General features: G+C 45.7%; 11 protein-coding genes and 1 pseudogene. All 12 read right to left on the bottom strand.

The genetic code is table 11. The features are described 5' to 3' along the window. Positions 1 to 507: 507 nt before the first annotated feature. Positions 508 to 1,356 (bottom strand): nucleotidyl transferase AbiEii/AbiGii toxin family protein, encoded by an 849-nt coding sequence (locus T515_RS15070; protein ID WP_036612995.1) that lies wholly within the window; start codon positions 1,354 to 1,356, stop codon positions 508 to 510. Next, positions 1,353 to 1,940 carry a type IV toxin-antitoxin system AbiEi family antitoxin domain-containing protein gene (locus T515_RS15065; RefSeq protein WP_036612993.1) on the bottom strand — a complete coding sequence of 196 codons (588 nt, stop codon included), beginning with the start codon at positions 1,938 to 1,940 and terminating at the stop codon, positions 1,353 to 1,355. Before T515_RS15065 ends, T515_RS15070 begins: the two co-directional genes overlap by 4 nt. A 127-nt stretch (positions 1,941 to 2,067) precedes the next feature. Then, positions 2,068 to 2,436: a helix-turn-helix domain-containing protein gene (locus T515_RS16900; RefSeq protein ID WP_197026465.1), complete on the bottom strand. Its 369-nt coding sequence runs from the start codon at positions 2,434 to 2,436 to the stop codon at positions 2,068 to 2,070. Between the two features lie 438 nt (positions 2,437 to 2,874). Continuing rightward, complete coding sequence (locus tag T515_RS17490) at positions 2,875 to 3,186, bottom strand: hypothetical protein (RefSeq protein ID WP_155988407.1); 312 nt, start codon at positions 3,184 to 3,186, stop codon at positions 2,875 to 2,877. A 441-nt stretch (positions 3,187 to 3,627) separates the two neighbouring features. Continuing rightward, a pseudogene (locus tag T515_RS15050) lies at positions 3,628 to 3,990 on the bottom strand (protein-ADP-ribose hydrolase); the annotation flags it as partial. Positions 3,991 to 4,134: 144 nt separating this feature from the next. Next, positions 4,135 to 6,069 carry an oxidoreductase gene (locus tag T515_RS15045; RefSeq protein WP_036612989.1) on the bottom strand — a complete coding sequence of 645 codons (1,935 nt, stop codon included), beginning with the start codon at positions 6,067 to 6,069 and terminating at the stop codon, positions 4,135 to 4,137. Positions 6,070 to 6,322: 253 nt separating this feature from the next. Beyond that, positions 6,323 to 7,153 carry a helix-turn-helix domain-containing protein gene (locus tag T515_RS15040; RefSeq protein ID WP_036612988.1) on the bottom strand — a complete coding sequence of 277 codons (831 nt, stop codon included), beginning with the start codon at positions 7,151 to 7,153 and terminating at the stop codon, positions 6,323 to 6,325. A gap of 64 nt (positions 7,154 to 7,217) precedes the next feature. After that, entirely contained in the window at positions 7,218 to 7,394 is a 177-nt protein-coding gene (locus T515_RS15035) for a hypothetical protein (RefSeq protein ID WP_031555563.1), read from the bottom strand. A gap of 233 nt (positions 7,395 to 7,627) precedes the next feature. Next, entirely contained in the window at positions 7,628 to 8,230 is a 603-nt protein-coding gene (locus tag T515_RS15030) for a hypothetical protein (RefSeq protein WP_155988406.1), read from the bottom strand. A 115-nt stretch (positions 8,231 to 8,345) separates the two neighbouring features. Then, a complete protein-coding gene (locus T515_RS15025; protein WP_036612986.1) occupies positions 8,346 to 9,806 on the bottom strand; it encodes a glycoside hydrolase family 1 protein in 1,461 nt (486 codons plus the stop codon). An 11-nt stretch (positions 9,807 to 9,817) separates the two neighbouring features. Further along, positions 9,818 to 11,680 (bottom strand): beta-glucoside-specific PTS transporter subunit IIABC, encoded by a 1,863-nt coding sequence (locus tag T515_RS15020; protein ID WP_036612983.1) that lies wholly within the window; start codon positions 11,678 to 11,680, stop codon positions 9,818 to 9,820. 116 nt (positions 11,681 to 11,796) lie between these two features. Further along, positions 11,797 to 12,621 carry a MerR family transcriptional regulator gene (locus tag T515_RS15015; protein ID WP_036612981.1) on the bottom strand — a complete coding sequence of 275 codons (825 nt, stop codon included), beginning with the start codon at positions 12,619 to 12,621 and terminating at the stop codon, positions 11,797 to 11,799. Between the last annotated feature and the right edge of the window lie 338 nt (positions 12,622 to 12,959).

Here is a 12,959-nt window from a genome sequence, read left to right as displayed (position 1 = left end):
TTTTTTTTTATCATAATCTCCATTTTCTTCTACACAAGTAATATCAACTAATCTTTAATTCTTTACAAGTTTGGGATTCTTGGTTCCTAAACATTTAAAACTATGACTTATATTGTTATTATGCAGATAAATAAGCATAGACATGATCAGCCATTTATTTACTAATTATAAGTCTCTTGCATGTAATCTTTTTCTTTTTTATTATCAAATATACAAAAAGCCTGCTGAAGATTGTATCTCCATCAGACTTTATTACCGTTGTATTGAGCTCAGTTGTAGTTAAACTTTACACCATTTTAACATCGGCTTTTACAGGACATGATGGATTTGACACAAATCATAATTGTGGTTTCCAGCTCCATAATATCGGTTTCCTATGACCGGACAGGAGGTGTAATCCAGTCCGGAATACTCACCAGTTTCTTTTCATGCGTCCTTATTATAAGAAACCTCCGGTTTAGAACACTTCCCCGGAATCTCTCTTACTATGACTATATTTTAATCAAATTATAGATTATTCAATCGATCCATTATTTCATTTACAGCCTTGCAGGTATCTGTATATTCAATATCCTTTGCATACAGGTAGGCTTTCTGATATTTCTTCCATTGTCCCTGCAGCTCAGCGCTTTTGTTCAATATTTCAATAATAGTCTCATAACTTTCTATGATATATGCTGATCCACGTTTGTTACAGGTAGCCGACAAAGCCTGTTTCAAAACCGGATAATCTATGTCTTTTTCCTTAGTTCTTAACAGAACATAGATATCATAGTAATCTCTGGGCCTCGTATTTGCTATTCCTCTTGCCAGAACCGTCTCAAGCTTTTCAGCCAGTACAGTCTCTATGGTATAAGCCAGTATATTTATCTTTGTGTCATCGAACATGGATGTGTAACAATAATCAATTTCCTTCGGGGTTATCTTATCTCCCGTTGTAACATCTATTGTCAGAGGCACCTTCATTGGAGGGTAATTGGCATCAAGGAACACTCTTAGTCCAGGATAATCATCTGTTTCACGGATATCATCCAGTTTAAGCAGTTCAAATTTCACATCATCTTCTGCTTCAATATCACATATATCCGTAATGATACTCGTTAGATTCTCTTTGGTTAGCGTAAAACCTTTAATAGTAGTATCCAGATCCATGGTAGCGCGCGTTGACAGTCCTACGATAGAAGACAGTAAAAAGCCTCCCTTTATGATGAACTTGTCGGAGTATTCTGATCTGCTGATTCTTTCAAGCAGTCTCTCCAACATATAATTTTGAAGGACCAGCTGTGGAGCTACATTCAGTTCCTTTGATTTCTTCTTTATGAGTGCCTTAAGCTGCATCGCATTAGCTGTTTTCATAACAATATCTCCATATAACGTAATATCTTCTTTTTAACGTGTAACTGCTCTGCATATTCAAAAAGTAAATTTATATTTTTATTCTCATATTTTGCATATCTTTTCATGGCATCTAGAACGATTTGAATATCACTTCCTTCTCCTCTTACGATATCGCACAATGTCCTCTCAATATTGTAAAGCCTCACAGGATTACCATAAAATGATTTTCCATCTATGATACCCAGATCATAGTTCTCTTTTTTAACTCTTTTTATCTGAACATTCTCGTTCTTTAGTGATGGTGCATTATATCCTCGTGGAAATGTCAGAGTGTATATGGACGGAGTTCGGTCTGTGAATCCATGAATGTATAACGCAGTTTCATGAGAAATGATTCCTCTTGAATACTTGAGGCTCAATATATAAAGCTCATCTTCCCACTGATCTGCTATCTGGTATAATCCCCGCCCAACTCTTACGATAGAATTATCCTCAACATATTTTTTTATATCATGCCTGTCTCCGCCTGAAGACTCAATATCAGACACTCTTATCAGACCGTTTGAAGATTCATTTATCATGTTTCTTATTATCGACGCCATACAACCACCACCTTTCACACATTTATTTTAATCAAAAGAATGTGTGAATGTCAAATGTCATTATCACGTACACACTTCATTTTGCATTAAAACAATGTGTGTATGTGTAATGTATGATTAATTTTTCTCATCTGACAGCGGTTCTTTCACAGTACGATAGAAGTGACTTCATCTGTTCGATAGCAACTTTCTGCATCTCCTCAGGAAGAAGATCATACATTGTCAGTAATTCTTCAGTATCATAGTTTCCATTTTCATTTACTTTTTTATCAAACTGATCTGCAAATAACCACCCTACTTCTATACCAAGTACATCGGCTATTTCAATCAATACAGAGGCTTTGACATCTACCTTATTAGTCTCATAAGCTGATATCATTTGCTTTGATGTAAACATCTTTTCTGCAAGCTCTTCCTGATTAATCCCTGCGTACCATCTCCAATACTTGATTCTTCCTCCTACAGTTGTTGTATCAATTCCATGGTTCTTTTTCATCTTTCGCACCTTTCCGGTGCCTTCCAAAACGGAAGCCGATCCGAAAAAGCGCATAAGTTAACAACTGCAGTCTATAAACTCTTAATGATTAATAGAGAGAACCCTGCAAAACATACACCCAGTCATATTCAGAACATATCTGTGTTTTTACACAGTATTCTGATGACCAGCTTCGTTTTGCAGGCTCCTCTTTACATTATTAAGTAGTTACATCTATGTAATAATCCAATTGCTCGAATATTACATCGCATCATTACCGTATAGTTCAGCTCTCGGCAAACTATTGACCATCTGCGTGTCGCTTATCCGTAACTCATTTAACACCTAAGGCTCTGTACCGCGCCCCCCTCGGGCTACGGTTTTCTCCGGACAAAGCCCTGATGACCGGTCTAGCAGGCTGTACGCAGGGATCTCACTATATTCAGTTTTCTATTATTATCAGATCTTATTCGGAACACTCATCTCATAAAGTGTTCCTGATTCTGCAACCATTTTGCTGCTTTCATGCTCCAGCCTCTTCAATCCGGCTACATAACTGATCATACGGATTCTGTCCTTATATACAGGATCGTCATCGTGCCTCTCTTCAAAGACCGTTACCTTTCCCTTTCTGACCACAACTGCCATGTTCCTCCCACACCCGGAACATACCACATTGCATTTACAATTACTCTGTGTCTCCTGAAGAAATGTCCCACAATAGTTACAAGACGCAACAAACCTCTCTCTTCTGTCCAACTTCCTACTCATTCACAATGCCTCCTGAAAAAGCCTATAATATTTTTCAATCTCTCTTAATCGGTAAAGGGAAAGAAAACGATTAAGAGTTTCCACAGATGTTTTTCCGTTTAGCGAAGCCACTCGCCACATTCTGCAGAAGCTTTTTCTGACCATTTAACTGTTTAGCTTAAAACCTTTCTAAAGGAATCAGCTTATTTCCAATTCCTGAATTAATAATAGCAGAACTAATGTTCTGTTTCAACAGAACAAATGTGTAAAAGAAAGACCTGCCCAAAATTTTGAGCAAGTCATCTTATTTCCATAAACTTGAATTTACTAATTCCATTCTTCTCACGATAATATTGAAGAATTGCACCGGGCGAAGCATTATCCGGCTTCGATATCATTGGAATCGCAGGTTTACAAGCACATTGCCTAAGCGCATTTGAGCACCTGTGTGATTGAGTATAGTATCGCGTTATCAATACAGGTATGCATCGGGATGAAGCAGCCCAACATCTGGGAATTCGCGGCGTTGACAATGGCGTCCACGGCGAGCCTTGTGATATCGCCCTGCCAGATTGAGATCCCATTCCGGATCTCCGGAATGTCGCTGAGCTCTACGATTCCGTTTTCCCGGATCCTCTCCTGCAGATAGTCATCCTGTATCTCCAGGACTCTTTCGTCCATCTCTCCGGGCATGCGGATGTTCATTAGGGAACGGAGGAGCTGCCTTTTCCCTTCTGTATCAGAGGGCGTTGTCAGATCCTTGTACCGGACAGAATCGGTTTTGAACTCTTCTACAAGGTAATCTAATCGTTCGTTTTGTGTCATTTGGGATTTCCTCCAGAAATAGTCATATTTATTATACCAATTGAAACGACCTCTGGGGTAATTTGTCCACATCTGTAGACAAATTACCCCAGAGGTCAAAAAGCCCGGGGTCGGACCCCGGGCTTTTCATATGATGACGGTATATTATAAAGCCAATGCGGCCTCATAACCTTCTCTGACAGCAACCAGCGCGTTGCCGGCTTTTACAGCACATCCAACAACTTTGACATTGTCACAGTATTTCTTTGCCGCTTCCTCAAGCGGATTGTATGCCTTATATCCGAATGCAGATACTACAGTCAAAGCAGGTATACTGTGGAGAGTTCCCTTGGAATCTGTGTAGCTTACACTGTCTTCCGTGATCTCTGCGACCTTTGCACCGGTCAATACTTTGATGCCTGCGTCTCTGATGTACTCCATCAGCTGCATCTTCATCAGCGGGAACATATCGACCAGGATGTCATCGCGCATCTCTATCAGTGTGATGTCCTGGCAGGACTGGGTCAGGAAGTGCGCTGTCTCTCCGCCAACTTCGCCGCCGCCGCAGACGACGACCGGACCGGGCTTGACATCTTTCTTACCTAAGAGTACGTCTTCCGCATTCACGACATTGCTGCCGTCCATTCCCTTGATCGGAGGTGTAAGCGGCTTCGCGCCTGTTGCAACAATGACTGCATCCGGCTTCTCGTCACGGATCATTTCCTCAGTGACCTCTACTCCCATATTGACCGGAACCTTCAGATCAATGAGACTCTTGCGCAGTGAAGATACGAAAGTGGAGAGCTCGCCTTTTCCGGGCGGGAATGCGGCGCTGCGGAACTGTCCGCCGAGCCATGATCCTGCTTCGTATACGGTAACATTATGTCCGATCTTCGCTGCAGTCTCCGCTGCGATGAGGCCGGCAGGACCGCCGCCGATGATCATGACCTTCTTCGGATTTCCGGTCTTTTCCATTGCATTCTCATACTCGCGGCCGACACGAGGGTTGACCAGACAGGTCGCACAGGTTCCGGCCAAAAGGCCTGCTTCACAGCCCTGGAGACATCCGATGCAGTAGCGGATGTTCTCGAACTGGCCTGCTTTCGCCTTGGCGGGGAGATAAGGATCTGCCAGAGATCCGCGGCCCATGCCGATGAAATCTGCTTTGCCCATCTTCAAAATAGTATCAGCCATCTTGGGGGAGTTGATGCGGTTCGTGACGATGACAGGGCAGGATACCAGTTTTCTGACCATTTCCGCAGTATTCATATTAAAGGCGTGCTCCGTGTACATCGGCGCGATGATCTGGCGAATGACAGGAGAAGCATACATACCGTTGGAAACATGGATTGCGTCAACGCCCAGCTCATCCAGATGGCGGACAAGTTCAAAGGTATCAGCCTCGGTGCGGCCGCCCAGAAGGTACTCGTTGGCTGAAACTCTGACCTGGACCGGGAAATCCTTGCCGACGTTCTCGCGGATGCAGGCATAGATCTCATCCAGGATGCGGGTCCTGTTCTCGAAACATCCGCCGTACTCATCTACTCTCTTGTTTGTGAAAGGAGAAAGGAATTCGGAGATCAGGTAGCCGTGCGCAGCGTGGATCTCAATTCCGTCAAAGCCTGCCTCTTTCACTCTTTTGGCAGTGGATCCGAAGTCCTTCACAATCTGGTGGATCTCCTCTACTGTGATCTCACGGGGAAGATCCATGCAGAAGGGGTCCTTAATTGCAGAAGGCGCTACCGGCTGTACGTTTCCGTTTACATCATGTTTGGACTGGCGTCCGGGATGATACATCTGGCAAAAGATTTTGGATTCATATTTGTGGACTGCTTCCGTGAGCTTTTTGTTGCCTTCAATCTGCTCGTCGTTGTAAAGGCCCGGAATGAACTTATAGCCCTTCGCGTTCACATTTACTGCATAGTCTTCTGTGATGATCATGCCCCAGCCGCCTTTGGCTTTCTCTTCGATATACTTGATATACCGTTCTGTGATCATTCCGTCTTCTGTGCACAGGTTCATGACCATTGCGGGCACGATCAGCCTGTTGGGGATTTCGCAGTTACCTATTTTGGCAGGTGTAAAAAGTTCCGTCATCATTTTCGTTTTCCTCCTTGTGTTTTTGGAAAGGTGGTTGTCTATGTGAAAATAATAACGAATGGTACGATTCCAGTGTCAATGCCAAAAAAGAGAAGAGACTTTAGGTAAATCTGTTGATGCCGATTCTTCCGTACAGCTCGATGATCCCTCTGTTCTCTTCTCTTTTATATAAAAAACGGTACTGTCTAGGGCAAACGGTGTTCATAAAACCTTGGAGGAGTTCCAAGGTTTTTCGTTCTTGCTTTTTTGGTTCTTACAAGATTGGAAGATGTATCTTCACGATCCGGCGAAACTCTCCGTTCTCATACCCTCTTCCCAATATGACGCCTCTGATCTTGGCCCCGTCCGGTACATTAAATCCATGTTCAGCGGCGTATTCCGGCAAAACATGAAAGACCTCCTGGTTATAGCTGCCGATTTCACCAATGTCAATATGCGTACACAGGCATAAACCTCCGGAGATCTTTGTAAAATCTTCGGGTATCTCCAGTCCCAAAGATCTGACATATTTCTCCTGTATGCCCATTTCCCATTCCACCCGGTCATCTTCGACTTGAAGTCCGCTGTCAATGAAAGGCAAATGCTGATCGTCAAAAACAAAAGAACTGCTCTTTTCTGACAAATTTATTCGCTCGTACTCGTCTCCGCGGCCTGTAACAAGATGGCAATAGTATGCAGAAGGGATACTCTCTACCCAGAAACATCCAATGTTTTTGGTACTCAGCAGCATATTCATCTGCAGCTGTTCCAACCGCTGCGCCAATAGTTCCCGATATTGTATATCCGCCCTGATCCTTTTGACTTCCTCACCCAGAAATTGTTCCGTGTTAATAGTATATTCATGATTGCGTATCCCGGAAATTTCACTGATAGGAATCCCCCAGCTTTTATACTGCATTGCTTCCAAAAGCCAGAAAACTTCCATTGAATCGTATCTCCGATAGTTATTCTCTGCTCCTCTGCTCGCCCGGATCGCTCCTTGTTTTTCATAATAGCGAATCATATCCCTCGAGATACTTAATAGCGTCGATACTTCCCCAATGGAATATGAATCAACGGCGCTGGTTCTTTTTGACATATTCATGGTATTCCTCACACGGTGAACTACCCACCGCCTACGTAAAAAACTACCCCAGAGGTCGGTCGTCTTACTGCTCCATCAATTCGTACTGGAACATCTCATATTTCAGCTTGCATCCAACATATATTCCTGCCGGCAGCAACGCCCTGGCGACCAGTTTTAAATCATCAGAAGGTATGTCAATTCGGCGGAGATTTGCATAATCGCCATCAATGCTAACGACTTCGTAATACCATGTCTGCATATTATTTCCCTCGTCTTTCTAAATTGATTTAATTGGGGTTTTGTTATGTTTATTATACTGGCTTGGATCGGGTAATTCACTATTTTGTTCCTGGCAAAGACTGCCTGTTGCAGAATGAATCTGGGGTTACTGCATTTATGCCGCGGAATAAAGAAGGTTTCACGTTCGCCGTCATCATGACGGACTATCCGCTTACAGTAATCCTGTTCTCTGACGTCTGATCATGGCCCTTACTAATCATCACAAGTGATACAAAGGTTTCGGAAGAAACCATCTGTTCCGATGTCTACATAGAGGCCCACATTTCCTCTGGCAGAAGGGCCGTGTTTCAGACCTGTGACCTTCAGTACCTCTACCTGGTCTACATAAAAAATCGCATTATCATCCCTGACCACTGCCTTTATATGGCTCCACTCGTTCAGGGCAATGGTGTCCACGCGATTCTCGTAATCCTTTATCCCAAAATTTCTCAGATAGGAAAATGTATATCCGGGAAAAGAAAAATACTGGCAGCCATGGATCTTTCTTACAGGATCGCTGCAGTCCTTTCCGTTTGTCAGCCGGATATAGAAGGATTCGAATTCCCGACCATCTTCTGCTCCCCGGAAGGCAATGCCAATAAAGCCTCTGGCATAGTCCGGCGCGCCGGAAAGAAGTGATCCGCATACATCAACTTCAATAACGCCGTTATGGAAGGACAAGTTTTTCACAGCTGCATAAGTATTGATATCCGGCTCCTCTGTACCGTACTTCCAGACTCTGATGGTCTCAGGGTCTGGGAATTCCATGGCAGTATGCGGCATCAGATAAAAAGAAGCCGATTCCATATGTATCATTCAGATTTCCTCCGCTCTGTCTGAATCATGCTCTTAGCGGACAAGGTACTTTGTCTCCTTGTCCGCTGAGGGCAGTTTTTAGTTCAGTCCTGTTTTGACGGACAAATCACGGTTCTTACAGTTCTGCTCCGTTGGTTTCGATGACATGCTTGTACCAGTAAAAAGACTTCTTTCTCCGGCGCTCCAGAGTGCCGTGTCCTGTGTCATCCATATCAACATAGATGAAACCATAGCGCTTTTTCATCTCTCCGGTTCCGGAGGACACTACGTCGATGCACCCCCAGGGAGTGTAGCCGATCAGGTCCACTCCGTCAATCAGGACTGCGTCTTTCACGGCCTGGATATGAGCTCTGAAATAGTCGATACGGTAATCATCGATGATGGAGCCGTCATCTTCTATGGTATCCACAGCCCCAAAGCCGTTCTCCACAATAAACATGGGCAGGCGGTATCGGTCATAGATTTGATTCAGAGAAATCCGAAGGCCAAGAGGGTCAATGGCCCAGCCCCACTGGGATTCCTTCAGATAGGGATTGCGGTAGGCCATGATTTGGTTGCCGCCGGTCATCTCGGCATTCTTGTCCGCTGTAGATACAGTGGACATATAGTAGGAAAAGCCCACATAATCCACGGCCCCGGCCTTCAGAATCTCAGCATCTTCCGGCTGCATCCTGACTTCGATGCCCATACGTTCGTACATTTTCAGGCGGTAGGCCGGATATTCACCACGGCACTGCACGTCCATGAAGAATTCCTTTTCGTGGTTGAATTCGATGGATTCCCAAACGTCCTCCGGGCGGCAGGTCATTGGATAGCTGGGTATATAGGAGACCATCATGCCGATCTTAAAGTCAGGATTGATCTCATGACCCAGTCTGACTGCTCTGGCACTTGCCACAAAGAGATGATGATGGGCCTGAGCCTTGGTGGCCGGGTCATTGGAATGGATACCGATCTGGGTCCAGCTCCTGAGAAAGTTGATCTCGTTGAAGGTCATCCAGTATCTGACCTTGTCTTTATAACGCTCAAAGACTGTCCTGCAGAAGAATACATAGAAATCCACCAGTTCCCGACTGGCCCAGCCGTCATAGACGTCCGCCAGATACATGGGAGTATCAAAGTGATTGATGGTGACCACAGGCTCGATGCCGTACTTCAGGCATTCGTCAAAAACATTGTCATAGAACCGGAGGCCTTCTTCATTCACATCGTACATTCCGTTGGGGCAGATGCGGGACCAGACAATGGACATGCGGAAGCATTTGAAGCCCATCTCCGCAAAAAGAGCGATATCTTCCTTATAGTGATGGTAGAAGTCCGTTGCCACGTGACTGGGATAGTAGAGCTCCGGCGCGATATAGCCGGTGGCGCCCTCGGGCAGTGACTGCTCCTTGGTCACCTTTTTATATTCGCCGTCAGCGGTGCGGAAGGTAATCATTCTGGGGGAAGTATGGCTTCCCCCGGTAATGGCATCCAGTGTGGACAGGCCTTTGCCTCCGGAAAGATAGCCGCCCTCGTACTGATTGGCCGCTGTCGCTCCGCCCCAGAGGAAGCCTTCAGGCATCTGATTGTTCATGGTCTCCTCCTTTAGATGATCCGGATGACGGCTGTATCTGTATCCGCAGTCATGCCGGAAATGCCTTCGATCCTGCCGTACTGGTCAAAGTTCGTTACCAGGACGGGAGTCACGGTAGAATACTTTCTGGCAATACTGTCTTTGTCAAACTCTATCAAGAGCTGGCCTTTCTTAATGGAATCGCCCGTTTTTACATGGGCGGTAAAGCCCTGTCCGTTCAGCTCCACAGTATCCAGGCCGATGTGGATTAGGAGTTCTACTCCGTCGGCGCTGGAAAGGCCGATGGCATGCTTTGTATCAAAGAGCATGTCTACGGTTCCGTCGAAGGGAGCATAAACTTTTCCTTCGGCAGGCTCGATACCGACGCCTTTTCCCATCTCACCGCCGCTGAAAGCGCCGTCAGGCACCTGGCTTAAGGGGATGACCTTTCCCTTAATGGGAGAGCTGATCTCGATCTGGCCGCCGATCAGAGTTCTGGCAGGTTCTTCGGAAGTATGGATCTCAGATCCGGCGTTCTCTGTATTCTCTTCAGCGGGAATTCCGAACAGATAGGTCAGGACAGCTGCCATACAGAAAGCGATCAGAGCGCCGATGATGATGAATACAAAGCTGTTTGCTTCATAAGTAATAATAGTGAAGAGACCGGGAGGCGCATAGGCCAGGGCTCTGGCATTGAAGAAGGACAGGAAGGCTGCCGCCACTGCGGAAGAAGCCATGCCGAAAGCGAAGGGGCGCTTGTACTTCAGGTTCACGCCGTACATGACGGGTTCGGTGATGCCCAGGACAGCCGAAAGGGATGCAGAGCCTGCCACGGACTTCATTTCCTTATCCTTCAGGCGAAGGAAGGCACCGAAGCCGGCACCGGCCTGAGAAAAGTTGGCCGTAAGAGCACTGACCAGAAGAGTGGATCCGCCGGTCTCCGCGATCTGCTGGATTTGAAGGGGAGCCAGAGCATAGTGCATGCCCATCATTGTCAGGAGGGAACGGGTGCCGCCCAGAAGAGCCGCTGCCACAAAACCGCCGATGTTGTAGAACCAGTCGATGAACTTGGCAATATAGGTGCCCATGTAAGAGCCGATAGGGCCGAGAACGATCAGTTCCAGGGGGACCATGATAAAGAGAACGATCATGGAGGTCAGCAGTATCTTCAAAAAGTCCGGAACCAGTTTGTCAATACGCTTGTAGATCAGGCTCAGTACCCATACGGACAGAATGATGGGAATGACCGTAGATTTATAGTTGACAAAGAGGATCGGCAGGCCCAGGAAACTCATGGTGGAAGGGCCGCCTTCCGAAATGGCCGCTGCACCGTTCATGATGGTGGGATACATATATGCCGCTGCCAGAGCCAGGGCCATGTATTCGCTAACCTTGAACTTTCTGGCCGCACTGACTGCCAGGAAGAAAGGGAAGAAATAGAAGATCAAGTCGCCAATCATGGACATGATGATCATGAAGCTGTTATCGCCGGGAAGCAGTCCCAGGTTCGTGATCAGAGATATCAGCGCCTTGAACATACCACATCCGATCAGTACTGGCAGGGTCGGCGCAAATATGCCCGAGATTGTCTCAATAACAGCGCTTATCTTATTTTTGGGCGGTTCCTCTACCCTCCCGCCGCCTTCCGTGATATGGACCTGCGCTGAGACCTCATCAAAGACAGCGTTTACTTTCGCTCCGATCACGACCTGAAGCTGTCCGCTCTTAAGCTGTGCAGTGAGGACTCCCTCCAGATTTTTGAGAGCTTCAATATCCGCTTTGGAATTATCCTTGAGGTTGAAGCGCAGCCTTGTAGCGCAGTGCGTTAGAACGGAGATATTCTCTTCTCCGCCAACATTTTTGATGATTTGTGATGCAAGCTCTTTGTTTGTCATATTCCCTCCTTTTTGTTTGTTTTTGCTTTTAGAAAAAAATAGACCCTCGCACAATGCGAAGGTCAATAGAATTACGGCAATATTTCAACAATATTTTGGAGGGACATTAAACTTTGTTACGAATAAATCTTTAAAAAGACTTTATGATAATTGATATGTCCGCCTTCAGTATTTTTAGATGCAACGATATGGGAAAAGGCGTCTCCGAAGGTCCGTATCTCTTCGCGCCTTAAGTAATTAATCAGTGCTGAAACGTCCGACCACAGGTAGGGTCCCCGGGAAGACTTTGTGTGGATCGTGACAAGATAATCACCGCCCGGAATCACTTCTACGTCGCCTGTCTTCTCCAAGCCAATCTTAACTGCGTCTTTCTCCGGGCACATAAGACCGTATGTATACTTTGCCTTTCCTTCCGGGAAATTTTGCAGGTCCGCAGCCCTCATACGGCTGACCCATTTTACGGCGGGCAGATTCTCAAGCCAAGCCTTTTTCTGCCTGTCCAGCAGGTGCCCGCCCAGTGCTTCTTCCTTGTCGGACAATTCCAGCCGCCACATGTTCGGGTAATGCTCAACCCAAACCTGATCCACCTTTCCAAAAATATCCGGATAATAGTTTTCAAGCTCTTCCAGGTATTTTATTGCAAGCTCCGCGTGCAGGATTTCCTTATTCTTTTCTTCAATCGTCTGCCTCACAAGAGCCTTTAGTTCCTCTGGGACAATATCTTTCATGATCTGTGCGCTCTGTTCTAGAGAGAATCCGCTCGCAAGAAGCGTCCTGCCAAGGTTAAATCGCCGTGTATCCACAACGCTATAATACCTGTAACCGTTGATCTCGTCGACTTCCGGGCGAATGATCTTCATCTTTTCATAATGGCGCAGCATATGGGTCGTCACACCTAGAAGCTTTGCCATTTCACTGATCTTATATCTTTCCTCGTTCATAAGTGATATCCATCCATTTCTTCCAATTCGGGTACCCTCATGGGACAAAAAGTTGTGTGAATGCAACTCTCGCACCGTGCTAATCTTCGATTACAGGCATCCGGTAATTTACGTTGAGTCCCATCCCCCACATCTCATATGTCCTCCCCCCATTTACTTACTATATTTACCAAATTTTAGTAAGTAAATCGAGTCCAATCATCAATTGCACTGGAAGGTTTGCATATTTTACAAAATTCTGGTCGACATATTGGAAGTTATCGAGCTCTTTCTCTCACATAAGAGCCCTACAAACTGCCGATTTATCGATTGCATATGCAAATAATCATACTACAATC

It is taken from the genome of Oribacterium sp. P6A1, from assembly GCF_000702885.1.
Taxonomy (GTDB): domain Bacteria; phylum Bacillota; class Clostridia; order Lachnospirales; family Lachnospiraceae; genus Oribacterium.
The sequence above is the reverse complement of the archived record's forward strand: the minus strand, read 5'-3'. Positions and strand labels throughout refer to the sequence as shown.

What these genes read in the sequence shown, in the direction of transcription:
- T515_RS15070 (WP_036612995.1), bottom strand. Translation starts at nt 1,356, where the DNA reads ATGAAAACAGCTAATGCGATGCAGCTTAAGGCACTCATAAAGAAGAAA.
- T515_RS15065 (WP_036612993.1), bottom strand. Translation starts at nt 1,940, where the DNA reads ATGGCGTCGATAATAAGAAACATGATAAATGAATCTTCAAACGGTCTG.
- T515_RS16900 (WP_197026465.1), bottom strand. Translation starts at nt 2,436, where the DNA reads ATGAAAAAGAACCATGGAATTGATACAACAACTGTAGGAGGAAGAATC.
- T515_RS17490 (WP_155988407.1), bottom strand. Translation starts at nt 3,186, where the DNA reads ATGAGTAGGAAGTTGGACAGAAGAGAGAGGTTTGTTGCGTCTTGTAAC.
- T515_RS15045 (WP_036612989.1), bottom strand. Translation starts at nt 6,069, where the DNA reads ATGATGACGGAACTTTTTACACCTGCCAAAATAGGTAACTGCGAAATC.
- T515_RS15040 (WP_036612988.1), bottom strand. Translation starts at nt 7,153, where the DNA reads ATGAATATGTCAAAAAGAACCAGCGCCGTTGATTCATATTCCATTGGG.
- T515_RS15035 (WP_031555563.1), bottom strand. Translation starts at nt 7,394, where the DNA reads ATGCAGACATGGTATTACGAAGTCGTTAGCATTGATGGCGATTATGCA.
- T515_RS15030 (WP_155988406.1), bottom strand. Translation starts at nt 8,230, where the DNA reads ATGATACATATGGAATCGGCTTCTTTTTATCTGATGCCGCATACTGCC.
- T515_RS15025 (WP_036612986.1), bottom strand. Translation starts at nt 9,806, where the DNA reads ATGAACAATCAGATGCCTGAAGGCTTCCTCTGGGGCGGAGCGACAGCG.
- T515_RS15020 (WP_036612983.1), bottom strand. Translation starts at nt 11,680, where the DNA reads ATGACAAACAAAGAGCTTGCATCACAAATCATCAAAAATGTTGGCGGA.
- T515_RS15015 (WP_036612981.1), bottom strand. Translation starts at nt 12,621, where the DNA reads ATGAACGAGGAAAGATATAAGATCAGTGAAATGGCAAAGCTTCTAGGT.